This window comes from Sporofaciens sp. St.21A7 (assembly GCF_059728535.1).
Map to the genome: position 1 here is coordinate 1,653,138 of NZ_BAAGFN010000001.1, position 13,336 is coordinate 1,666,473.

6 protein-coding genes are annotated in these 13,336 nt (G+C 49.6%); all 6 read left to right on the top strand.

Annotated elements, in window-relative coordinates:
* Positions 1–74: 74 nt before the first annotated feature.
* Positions 75–1,184, top strand: coding sequence for a DUF3089 domain-containing protein (locus AC6I3O_RS08250; RefSeq protein ID WP_497850465.1), 1,110 nt, complete (start codon positions 75–77; stop codon positions 1,182–1,184).
* Positions 1,185–1,211: 27 nt separating this feature from the next.
* Positions 1,212–10,139 (top strand): amino acid adenylation domain-containing protein, encoded by an 8,928-nt coding sequence (locus tag AC6I3O_RS08255; protein WP_497850466.1) that lies wholly within the window; start codon positions 1,212–1,214, stop codon positions 10,137–10,139.
* 6 nt (positions 10,140–10,145) lie between these two features.
* On the top strand, positions 10,146–11,915 hold the full coding sequence (locus AC6I3O_RS08260; RefSeq protein ID WP_497850467.1) for an MATE family efflux transporter: 1,770 nt from the start codon (positions 10,146–10,148) through the stop codon (positions 11,913–11,915).
* 69 nt (positions 11,916–11,984) lie between these two features.
* Positions 11,985–12,185, top strand: coding sequence for a hypothetical protein (locus AC6I3O_RS08265; protein ID WP_497850468.1), 201 nt, complete (start codon positions 11,985–11,987; stop codon positions 12,183–12,185).
* A gap of 21 nt (positions 12,186–12,206) precedes the next feature.
* On the top strand, positions 12,207–12,788 hold the full coding sequence (locus AC6I3O_RS08270) for a VOC family protein (protein WP_497850469.1): 582 nt from the start codon (positions 12,207–12,209) through the stop codon (positions 12,786–12,788).
* 13 nt (positions 12,789–12,801) lie between these two features.
* Positions 12,802–13,302, top strand: a complete 501-nt coding sequence (locus AC6I3O_RS08275; protein ID WP_497850470.1) for a cyclic nucleotide-binding domain-containing protein — start codon at positions 12,802–12,804, stop codon at positions 13,300–13,302.
* Positions 13,303–13,336 lie beyond the last annotated feature (34 nt).

The following is a 13,336-nucleotide window of genomic DNA, read 5'->3' on the forward strand; positions in this document are numbered from 1 at the left end:
TAATTATGGGTATTCCCAATAATACCAATTCTAGTACATCGAATAGGAAAAGACAAGAAGGGAGAATCAGTAACATGAAAAATAACATAAGGAGGTGGATATTATCGGTGGCTGTGGGCGCCGTTGTATGCAATTCCGTCGCCTGCGGCAATACGGCAGATTTGCCGGAAGATAGGGGAAAACAGGAAGAAACCGAGAAGCAGGAGCAAGTAAGCCAACAAGAATCACAGACAGAACCAGAGGGAGGCTTTGAAATTGCAGAACTTACAGGGACACCGTCGGATTACTCGAAAGAAGAAAATTGGATGAGGATTCCTGAGATTACCCATGAGATTGATACAGTTTACCTCTATCCCACCTGCTATCAGGATGAGTCAGATGATGCGAAACCAATCTGCGATATAGACAATGAAGACATGCGGGCGCGTGCCGGAGTAGTCTATGAGAATCAGGCAACGGTATTCGAGGAATCGACGAACGTATTTGCTCCTTATTACAGACAGAGCAATATCTACAAGGTAGTTGGCATGAGCCACACGGAACTAGAGGAATATCAGCAGAATGAGCAACGCACGGATGTCTATGCTGCGCTGGACTACTATTTTGAAAATTATAATGAGGGCAGACCATTTATGATTGCAGGTCATTCCCAGGGCTCCATTATGACGAAAATTGTCCTTGGGGAATACATGCAGGCACATCCGGAATACTATGAGCGTATGGTGGCGGCATATCCGATTGGATTTTCGATCACGGAAGATTGGCTTTCGGATCATCCATATCTGAAATTTGCCGAGGGCGCCGATGATACGGGCGTCATCGTGTCCTGGAATACCGAGGGGAAGGGGAATCAGGGACAGAGTAACATTGTGGTGGAGCCGGAGGCGGTCAGCATCAATCCCATTAACTGGAAACGGGATGATACCTATGCCAGTTTTGAAGAGAATCTGGGCAGCCGTATCTTCAATGAGGAGACCGGTGAGTATGAGATCATAAAAGGACTTGCGGACGCCCAGGTCGATACAGAGCGGGGCGTCGTCATCTGTACGGCAAAGGATGCAGGATATGCGCCGGCAGAGCTGTTCGGGCCGGAGAGCCTGCATGGCCATGATTATGATTTTTATTACGAGAACTTACGGGAGAATGTGAAGGCAAGGGCAGAAGCCTGGCTTAAACAGGAATAAAAGTAGAGAAAAGGAGGAATCTGTATTATGAATTTTTTGGATGAATTTCAGAGTATCGTGCGTCGTTTTCCAGACAAAACAGCGATTGTTGACCGCGGCGGGAAACGAAGTACGACCTATGAGGAACTGGATGTGTTAAGCCGCAGGATTGCGGCGAAACTTAGAAAGTCCGGGAATCTGTCCGGGCAGGCGGTCATGGTCTGTATGGACAGGCGGATGGAGTACGTGGCGGCGGAGATTGGCGTCATGATGGCAGGGGCGGCCTTCGTTCCTGTGGTGCCGGAATACCCGAAGGAGAGGCTTGATTACATACAAGAGGATTGTCAGGCGGCGGCAAGGATTGACGTAAGCTGGCTTGGGGATGTTGGGCAGTATGAGCCGGCTGTCCCTGCGAGACGCACGGACGGCAGCAAGGTAATGCTCATATATACATCCGGCTCTACCGGAAGACCCAAGGGGATCGTCCACACGACGGCGAGTTTCTCACAGGGAGTCGTAAGGAACAGGCATGGCTTTCATTTGCATGAAAAGGATGTGTTAGCAGCCATGGCGCCCATGTCCTTTGTGATTCTTGTTCTGGAATATTATGGTGTATTGAGCTGCGGCGGATGCGTCCACATCGTTTCGGAGGAGGCTCGCAAAGATGTACATATGATTGAGGAGTATTTCGACGAAAACGGTATTACCTGCGCGTTTATCAGTCCTCAGATGTTAAAGCTTTTTAAGAATAGAGCGGCGACGCTTGAGAAGATCTGTACGGGAAGCGAACGTGTCTCCATGCTGTCAGGCGACGGATACGACTTGTATAATATCTATGGCGCCAGCGAAACGGCTGCGATGGCGTCATACTATAAGATTGAGGAGGCTATGGAGAATACGCCCATCGGAAAGCCAGGGGAGGGCTTAGAATTTTTCCTGCTGGACGAAGAAGGACAGGAAGTGGCAGAGGGAGAAACGGGTGAGATCTGTATCAAGGGCATCCTTGCCGAGGCTTACTTGAATCTTGAGGAACAGAGCGCCCACGCGTTCCAGAAACAGGAGGACGGGGAGATCCTCCTGCATACCGGAGACCTTGGCAAGAGACTTGCAGACGGGAATTACGTCTATGTCAACCGCAAGGATTGGATGGTGAAGATCAACGGACAGCGTGTGGAGACGGGAGAGATCGAGATTAGGATGGCTTCTGTGACGGATGTAGAAAATGCAGTGGTGAAGGCATTTGAAGATGAGAACGGGCAGAATTATCTCTGTGGTTTCTATGTATCAAAATCAGATGTGACGGCAGAGCAGATCAAAACAGTCCTCAAGAGTACATTGCCGGATTATATGATTCCACGTTTCTTTAAGCGGATGGATGCGCTGCCAAAGAACGCCAACGGGAAGCTTGACCGTACCGTTTTACTGCCGCCGGGGATTGGGGAATATAAGGCAGAATACCGGGAGCCGGAAAATGATACGGAGCGCAGGCTTTGTGAAGGCTTCCAGGAAGTCCTGCATTGCGGGACGACGGGCAGAGAGGATGATTTCTTCCGGCTTGGCGGAGATTCCATCAATGTATTGCAGTTATTGGAATGTCTGTCCGATTTACCCCTTACTCCGGAGATGGTCCTGAGGGGAAGGACTCCGGAGATGATTGCCGGCCTTCTTTTGGTGGAGCAGACGTCAGGTATTCGTAAGGCAGACTGTGAGAGGAAAGAGTATCCGCTGACGGATTCCCAGATGGGCGTCTATCTGGAGTGCGTTAACGACCCGGATGCCACCATGTACAATATTCCTATGTGCTGTGAATTGCCGGAGAATATCCAACTGGAGAGATTCAAGAATGCGGTGCAAAAGGCAGTGGCACGCCACGCATCCTTTGGTATCAATATTCTGCTGAGCAATGGGGCGCCTGTGATGTGCCTGCATCCGGAATATCAGAAGGCAGATGTAAAAGAGTGGGAAGTGGAAGATATGGAGGCGGTAAAGAGGACATTTGTACGTCCCTTCCGTTTGGAGGGAGAACCTCTCTACCGCATGGCGCTCTATCTGTGTAAGGGCCGCTGGTATTTCCTGTTTGACGTCCATCATTTGATTTTCGACGGTACTTCGGTGACGGTATTTCTGGATGAAATCTCTCTTCTCTATGAGGGAGAAGAGCCGAAGCAAGAAGAGATATCTTTGACAGACTTGTCGGTCTATGAGGAGACTCTAAAAGAAACGCCCGAGTACCTGGCTGCGAGGGAGTATTTCCAAGGCAGGTTCGCAGGTGAAGAGATAGAGGAAATGCTGATCAAGGATTACAAGAAGAAGACGGTAAGTCCAAGGAGCGGCGAAGTAAGACAAGGGTGCGGCGAGGAAGTTTCCTGCATGGCTGTAGAGCAGTTTGTAAGGCAGAAAGGGATATCCGAGAATACGCTGTTTCTGGGTGCATTTTCCTATGCTTTGGGTAAATCAAGCGGCATGAATAAGAGCTTTTTCTGTACGGTCAATAATGGAAGGCATACGGCGAATCTGGCTCAGTCTACGGGTATGTTCGTGCGCACGCTTCCCATCAATTATTCCTTTGACGAGCGTATGACGGTCAGCGATTATTTGAAGGAATTTCAGGAGGAGTTCTATGAGCTGATGGGTCATGACTGTATTTCCTTTGCAGAGCTGGCAAGGGAGTATGGGATTTCTTCAGATATTTTGTTTGTGTACCAGGGAGAGATGTTCAACGGCCTTACGATTGAAGGCAGGCAGTATCCTGCGCGTCCCATTCCTACAGGGGACGTTCAGGCGGATATCTCTGTCATGGTCATGAAGAGCAAGGAAGGGTATGAGATTTCTTTAGAGTACCGCAGGGATATATACCGGGAAGAGACTGCCAAGGGACTTCTTGGGATGATGCGTCAGGTTCTTTTGGGGATGCTTTCCTGTGAGTCTCTTGACCAGATTGCGCTGGCATCGGAGCTTGAACTTCAGGTGTTAGACCATTTCAATGATACGGAAAAGGCGTATGACAGGAGTAAAACGGTAGTGGATATGTTCCGGGAGCAGGCTGCGAAAACGCCGGAGCGTACGGCGGTGGTGTACTGTGACAGGAGATATACCTACGCCGGACTGGATCAGGTAACAGATCGTCTTGCCGCTTATATTGCAGGCTTAGGGATTGGCCGGGAGCATGCTGTGTCTGTGTTGATTCCAAGATGTGAGTATATGGCGATTGCTTCCCTTGGTATTTCCAAGGCCGGGGCAGCGTATCAGCCTTTAGACCCGTCATATCCGAAAGACCGTCTTGCGTTTATGATGAAGGATGCGGATACAAAGCTGCTCATTGCGGACGAGGAGCTTTTGGAACTGGTGCCGGAATTTTCAGGAAAGGTTCTCCTGACAGAGGATATATTCAGCCTGCCGGAGGCAAGGGAGCTTCCCAAACCGCCGAAACCGGAGGATTTGTTTATTCTTTTATATACTTCCGGATCTACAGGCGTGCCTAAGGGGTGTATGCTCGAGCATGGGAATATTGTCGCTTTCTGTCACTGGTATCGGGAGTTTTATGAGGTGACGCCAGAGTGTAAGGTGGCGGCTTATGCCAGCTATGGTTTTGACGCTAATATGATGGATATGTATCCGGCGCTGATTACGGGGGCAGAGGTACATATTATTGAAGAAGGAATCCGTCTGGATCTGATGGCCTTAAATCAGTATATAGAACGGCAGGGAATTACCCATGGATTCATGACTACCCAGATTGGGCGGGCGTTTGCCACCAGTATGAAGAATGATGCGCTTAGGAATCTGATTATGGGCGGGGAGAGATTGGCGCCCTTTAAGCCTGAGGGCAGTACGAACTACTATAATATTTATGGACCTACGGAGTGTACGGTCAATGTAACCGCTTACCCCCTTAGAGAGTATGAGGACGAGTTCCCGATTGGAAAGGCCGTTTCCAATGTGAAGCTCTATGTATTGGACGGGATGGGAAGACGGGTTCCGGTCGGTGTTCCAGGTGAGCTTTGTATTGCGGGCTATCAGGTGAGCCGCGGGTATCTGAACCGTCCGGAGAAGACGGCAGAGGTGTATACGGCAAATCCATTCTGTAATCTTGAAGGGTATGGAAGGATTTACCATACGGGGGATGTTGTGCGTTTCCTGCCGGATGGGAATATTCAGTTCATCGGCAGGCGCGACGGACAGGTGAAGGTGCGGGGCTTCCGCATCGAGCTTACGGAGGTAGAAGAGGTCATCCGCAGATTCCCGGGAATTACGGATGCAACTGTAGCGGCATTTGACGAGCCGTCGGGCGGGAAGTATATCGCCGCTTACGTGGTGTCTGAGGGGACTGTGGATGTGGAGGCGCTGCATGCATTTATCGAGGAGAGCAAGCCGCCCTACATGGTTCCGGCTGTGACAATGCAGATAGATAAGATTCCGCTGAACCAGAACCAGAAAGTGAATAAGCGCGCCCTTCCTGTGCCGGAGCGTGCGGCACAGGAGCTTGTACCGCCGAAAGGCGAGGTACAGCAGAGGATTTTTGACTGTGTGGCGGAAGTTATCGGCCACCGGGAATTTGGCGTGACCACAGATATTTATAAGGCAGGACTGACCTCGATAGGGGCTGTAAAGCTGAATGTTCTGCTCTCGGACGCATTTGACGGCGCTGTGATTCGTAATAAGGATTTGAAGGAGAATGACACGGTTGAGAAGCTGGAGCGGTTCCTTGCGGGAATTGGGGAGAAGGAAGAATTTGAAAAGCGGGAGGTTTATCCGCTGACCCAGACACAGAATGGTATTTTTGTTGAGTGTGCGGCCAATCCGGGCAGCACCATTTATAACATTCCGTTTTTGTTCCGGCTTGGGGAAAATGTAAATCTTGGGCGGCTGAAAACAGCTCTTGAGGCGGCTGTGGAGGCACATCCATATATTAAGACGACGCTGTATATGGATGAAAACGGTGATATCTGGCAGAAACGAAATGACGACCTGCCTTTTGAGGTGGAAGTCTGTCAGACCTTGTGTAAGGAGGAGCTGGTACGGCCCTATCAGCTTCTTGGAGAACGGCTGTTCAGAATACGGATTTATGAAACGGCAGAGGGCAATTATCTGTTCCTTGAGTTCCACCATATCATTTGTGACGGTGAGTCCTGTGGAATTTTCCTAAAGGATATGAATGGGGCTTATGAGGGAGACAAACTTGCGAAGGAGACCTTCAGCGGCTTTGAGGCGGCTCTGGTGGAGCAGAAGATGCGAAACGGCGAGGAGTATCTTCTTGCGAAGAAGTATTATGACGCTGTATTCAAAGATTGTGATACGGACTTCCTTCCGGCGAAAGACCATCGGGGGGAGTTCCCGGGGCTTGGCGTCTGTCAGAGAGTGGTTCCTGTAGATTTGGATGCTTTGCGGAAATTCTGTGATGAGCAGAAGATTACCATGAATACACTGTTTACGGCGGTATTTGGGTTCGTGGCAGGACGCTATGTGTATAAGGAGGAGGCAGTATTTACTACTATTTATAATGGAAGAAATGACTCCCGTCTGGCGTCGATCATGAATATGCTGGTGAAGACGCTTCCAGTGTACTGTAAACTGGATGGAGAGAAGGAAATCGGGGATTATCTGAGGGAGACCGGGGAACAGCTGATGAACAGTATGAACGCGGATATCTATTCCTTTGCGGAAATCAGCAGAGCTTACGATATCAAGGCTGACCTCATGTTTGCCTTCCAGGGAGACAATTTCCTGTTTGATGAGGTTGCAGGAGAAAAGGCTGTTCGTCAGGAGATTTCCCTGGATACTGCAAAGGCGCCGCTGTCCGTTGACGTGCTGGTGGAGGATGGACAGATTGTGTATCAGGCAGAGTATCGAAGCGACATGTATGAGGAGCGGACGGTACTGGGATTTATGGACTGTCTTGCCGCTGTGACGGATGAGTTCCGAAAGAAGAAGCTGTTGAAGGAGGTCTCCATGGTGGGCAGAAAGGCGCGCCGGGAGATTGACGGATATAATGAGACGGATTATGCTGTGGAGCAGACGACGGCAAATGTACTGTTTGAGAGGCAGGCGGCTCTGTATCCTGACAAGACGGCTGTAATTGCCTGCGGACGCTCCCTGACCTTTAGAGAGCTGAACGAGAATGCCAACAAGATTGCGAACCGCCTGATCGATATGGGGCTTAAAGTAGAGCAGATGGTCGGCGTTATGTTGCCGAGGACGGTGGAGGTCTACGCCGCAAGACAGGGTATCATGAAGGCGGGAGGCGCATTTCTTCCCATTGACCCGGAATACCCTGACGAGAGAATCAGTTATATACTGGAGGATTCCAAGGCTGAGTTCCTGCTGATGCCGCAAAGTCTGGCCAAAGAGCGTAAGATGCTTTTGGATAAGCTTTCTGTCCGAGCATTGTTCATTGAGGAGCTTCTGGCCGAGGGTGGAAAAACCGGAAACCCTGCTGTGGATATTCGGCCGGAGAATCTGTGTTACTGTATTTACACTTCCGGTTCTACCGGGAAGCCAAAGGGAGTCATGATTGAGCATCGGAATCTGGTGAATTATGTGGATGACAACCCTTATAACGTGGAGGCTCAGGCGTATGTATATAATGCCACCGTATCGCTGGCATTTGCGGCCATTACCTTTGACGTTTCCATTCTGGAGGAATGTAACCCGCTGTACCATGGGATTACGGTCTGCATGGCAAATGAGGAGGAAATCCATAACCCTATGGCTCTTGCGAAACTGATTCTTGATAATAGGGTGGATGTGCTGACCTGCACGCCTTCGTATTTGATAAATATTATTGACCTGCCGGAGATGAATAAAGCGCTGTCGCAGATTAAGGTGTTCAACGTTGGCGCAGAGGCATTTCCAGAGGCTCTTTACGATAAGATTAAGGCTCTTGGGACGGCGGCTTTGGTGTTCAATGGGTATGGCCCGACAGAGACTACCATCGGCTGTGCCTTTGACCAGGTGACGGGGGATAAGATTACTATTGGTAAGCCGATGGCGAATATCAAGATGGTGATGATCGACCGTTACCGGAATCTCTTGCCGGCAGGTGTACCGGGGGAATTGTTGATTATCGGAAACGGTGTCGGCAGGGGCTATGTGGGCAAGCCGGAGATGACGGCGGACAAGTTTATCCAGTTTGAGGGAAGGAATGCATACAGAAGCGGCGACTTGGCGAAATGGAATCACCATGGAAAGATTGAGTTCATGGGACGTATGGACAATCAGGTAAAGCTTAGGGGATTACGCGTGGAGCTGGATGAGATTGAGAATGTCATGAACCAGTATCCTACCGTGAAGTCCAGCGTGGTGCTGGTGAAAGAGAAGGATTCGATTCAGTTCTTATGCGGGTATTTCGTGGCGGAGAGCCAGATTGACAGGCAGAATCTAACTTGTTTCATGCAGAAGTACCTGACGCCTTATATGGTGCCAAGTGTGCTGATGCAGCTTCCGGAGCTTCCGCTGACCAATAATGGCAAGGTGAACAAGCGGGCCCTTCCAGAACCGGAATATACGGCGGAGAAAAAGAATTATGTGAAGCCGCGTTCAGATTTACAGAGGAAGCTGTGCGAGATTTTTGAGATGGCTCTTGGCATGGAGCAGATTGGGATTGAGGATGATTTCTTCGAGAACGGCGGTACGTCTCTGTCAGCGTCCAAGGTGGCCATGAAATGCATGAGCGAGGGCCTGCCAATCTCCTATGGGGATTTGTTTGAATATAAGACGCCCCTTAGCCTGGAACGTCATATCCAGGAGATAGAAGGAAAGGGCGGCGATGAGGACGCGACGGAGGATGGACAGGAGTTACAAGGGTCTTTGGAGAAGGTCTTGAGCAGAAACCGCGTGGAATTTGTGGATGAGATTCGTCCGCAAGTAGCCGGAAACATCCTGTTGACCGGGGCAAACGGCTTCCTTGGAGCGCATATCCTGAAGTATTTGATTGATAATGGAAATCAGGTCGTCTATTGCCTGATGCGAAAGGGGAAGGCTTTTTCTCTGGAAAAACGGCTCAAGAGCATGCTGGTGTACTATTTCGACAATCCTTACGAGGAATTGTTTGGTGAAAGAATCAGACTGATTGAGGGAGATATTACGGACGGAGACGCGGTTATTGGATTGAGCGCCTATGATTTTGAACTGGTGATTAACTGTGCGGCGTGCGTGAAGCATTTTTCGGCGGATAATACCCTGGAACAGGTGAATTATCAGGGAGTTCTGAATCTGATTGGGCTGTGTAAGGACACGGGAAGAGAGTTGATTCAGATTTCCACCGTGAGTATTGCAGGCGAGAATGTGGCGGAAAAATTCCCGGCGGAGAAGAAGCTCCATGAGGATGAGCTGTTCTTCGGGCAGAGTCTGACGAATAAGTATATAGATACGAAGTTCCGGGCGGAGAAGGCGGTTCTTGAGGCTGTCGCCGCTGGAATGAAAGGTATGGTGATTCGGGTCGGGAATCTGATGAGCCGTGTCAGTGACGGAGAGTTCCAGATTAATTCTGTCACCAACGGGTTCATGCGTACTCTGCGGGGGTATGTGGCTCTTGGAAAATTCCCGGTTTCCATGCTGGATATGCCGGCGGAGTTTTCCCCGATTGATTCTACGGCGGAGGCGATTGTCAGGCTGGCTTCGTCAGCAGGAGAATTCAGCGTGTTCCATGCCTATAGCAGTTATCTGATTCAGATGGCGGATGTCGTCGAACAGATGAACCGGTCGGGGATTGAGGTTGAGATTGTGAGTGATGAGGAGTTTAACGAGGCATTGCTTTCTGCCCTTGAGAATGAGGAGAAGAATGAATTGATTTCAGGGTTGATTGCCTATTCTTCCAGTGATAAGGATAACAGTTCGGTCTATATTGATGCGGATAACGGGTTTACCACCAAGGCGCTTTACAGGCTTGGGTTCAAGTGGCCGATGCCGGATGGAGGATATCTGAAAAATGCGCTTACAGCCCTTCAAACGCTGGGATTTTTTGACGGGAGAATATAGGATTGCATGATGGAGAGAAATGGATTTTTGATTAATAAGAAGATTCATCAGTATATTTTGCCCGGTGTGCTGATGACGGTGGCGATGCAGCTTGGGAATGTGGTGGACGGCATGATCGTAGGGAATATTCTTGGCCCGGATGCTATGGCGGCAATCGAGATTTCCATGCCTGTGCTGCTGCTCCTTCAGATGCCGGCTATGATGCTGGCAATGGGAGGGGCGGCAAAAGCCGCCGTGCTGTTGGGGAAAAGGAATACCCGGGAGGCGGACGGTGTGTTCAGCGCTTCGGTCGGGGCGGGGCTGGTCCTGTCGCTGTTCTTTGCGGTGTTTACCCCGTCCCTTCCCGGCATTCTTGCAACGGTCCTTGCGGGCAATGAGACCCTTGCGGCGTTGGCGCAGCCCTATATTGCCGTGAATTTTGGAGGGATACCGATTCTGACGCTGGCGATTATCTTCTGCTATTTTATGAACGCGGATAACCATCCCCAGCTTGGCAGTATGCTTTTTATCATTGCCAATGTGGTCAATCTGGCGTTGGATCTGGTTTTCCTGAAAGGGTTGAAAATCGGGATGGCGGGAAGTGCGCTTGCCACCGTGATCGGTTATTTTGCCGGGATGGTGACGGTGGTGTTCTATTTCCGCTCAAAGCACCGGATGCTGCATCTGCGAAAGCCCGCGGGGGAGACGCTGCGTTATGCCGGCCTTGCGGCAAAGGCGGGAATTCCCAGTGCGGCGTTTACGTTGATGTCGGCTTTAAAGTCTGTGATCATCAATTCTGCCATTGTCAGGATCTTGGGAAATGACCCTATGGCAGTCTACTCGGTCTGCGCCAATGCGGTGCTGATTGCGGAGCTGTGCGTGGGCGGTATTATCGGGCTGGTGCAGAATATTGCGGGAATTCTCTACGGGGAGAAGGATTACTATGGGATCCGTGTGCTTTGCAGGAAGGTGCTTACCTACAGTTATCTTGCGATTGCCGCGCTGCTTCTGATATTCCTTGCGGCGCCTCAGTTTATTGCGGGACTTTTCGGGATTACCCAGGGGGAGATGCTTGGCATGTGCAATATGGCCCTTCGCATCTTTGCGCTGAGTTTTCCGTTCTATGTGTACAATAAGTTTTTGATGTCCTACTATCAGACGATCTTACAGCCCGGGCTGTCTACGGTGATCACGGCGCTTCAGGGATTTCTGGTCATTGTGCCCCTGACCCTTGGCGGGATTTTCCTGTGGGGGCTTTTTGGAGTGTGCGCGGCGGCAGTCGTAAGTGAAGCTGCCACGATTCTGCTGAGCTGCCTGTACCGGATGCTTGGACAGAGAAAAGGCAGGTTCGAGAGGGGAGTCTATATGCTGCCGGAAGTGGAGCAAGTCAAGAACCTAGACTGTTCCATCCGAAATGACTTGGATGAGGTCATTGCGTTCCGTGAGAAATTGTTCTCCTTCTGTGAGGAGAATCATATTACGGAGCGGGATGCCAAGATCCTTGGCCTTGCCATGGAGGAGATTGCCGCGAATATTGTGCAGTACGGCTACCGGGCTGACCGGAAGAATTACATGGATATTAGCTTTACCATACAGGATGATAAGTATATCCTGCGGATCCGTGACGACGGCATTCCTTTCAATCCGTTGGAGTATAGCCCGGACGACGCGGGACAAAAAGAGGACGTGACCGTAGGCGGAATCGCCTTGCTTAAAAAGATTATGTCGGATTTCCAGTATATGCGGGTGCTGAATATGAATAATACGGTAGCTGAACTGAATATTGTCCCTAAATAGATACATATTATCCCAACTGCAACAATTTAAGAAGACAGATTGTTATAATTGCGTAAGGAGGATAATAACATGAATCATTGCGAGAACCAAAGACCATGTCCATGTCCATGTACATATGACTGTCCAAGGCATGGAAAATGTTGTGAATGTGTGGCCCATCACCGGGACCACAATGAGGGAGTACCGGGCTGCTTCTTTTCTAAAGAAGCCGAGGCTACCTATGACAGAAGTATAGAAGCGTTATGCCGTGACCGCGGCATTATCAAATGAGAATTGAAAGGAAATATATCTATGCAAAAACCAACTTTTACAGGTCTTTCACATGTCTGCATCTTCGTAGACGACGTACCGGAGGCGTTCAAGTATTACGAGAGGATCTTGGGGGCAGTCCCGAACCAGCATATCCCTCATTGGAAGAATAAAGGGTTCTTTCAGGCAGGCGGCTTTATTAAGGAGGCCGAAGAAGCCGAAGTATCCATCGGCTTCATGGATGTTCCGGGAACCAAATTTACCATCGAATTAATGTGCTACCACAACCCGAAAGGACGTCAGGAGCCAATATGCTTCCATGCAAACGATATCAGCGGCGCCAGGCACGTTGCCTTGAAGGTTATTAATATCGAAGAAGCTTTTGAGTATATCAAAGCACAGCCTGACATAACCTTGATCAATACTACGGAAGACTATAAAGTCTACCAAATCAGCAAAACTGAGCCGTCAGATTTCCACTATTTCGACGAGGCAAAAGAGAATGACGCCGAGGGAAAGCAGAAGGCGGCGGATATCTTAGGCAACACCAAGTATTTTTATTTCATTGATAAATACGGCCTGCAGTGGGAGTTTGAGCAGGGGCATACGGATATAGGAGATTAGGGGACAGACAGATATGGACGAAAAAAAGAAGAAACCCAGGATGCAGACGTTTCACGCAGATGAAATGATTCTGAAAGAGGGAGAAGTAAACGACAGCATGTTTAAGATTTTATCCGGTTCCGTGGCAGTCTTTAACCGCTATGGGGAGAAGGAAGAGCATTTGATTGGGATCTACTCCAAGGGCAGGTGTTTCGGGGAATTGAACGTATTTTCCGACTTGCCGTGTATTTACACGGTGGTTGCCTATAACGAAGTGCTTGTTATGCGTGTCACCAATGATTCACTGGAAGAATTCATTGCCGCCAACCCGAGGAATGTCATCGACATCATGGGAAATATGGCTCATACGGTCCGGATGATGCAGAAGAATATTGAGTTTTTGATCGATGATTTCTCGAAAAAGGAAGACGAGGATCAGAAGAAGAAGGACGAGGTCAGAAAGAAGATTATGCAGTACACGAATCCGACGAACTATCCCCTTGCGAATCTGATACATAAGAATGTGTTGGCATGAGAGGAGTGTTTTCCGGGGAAACCTGCCGTGAAAT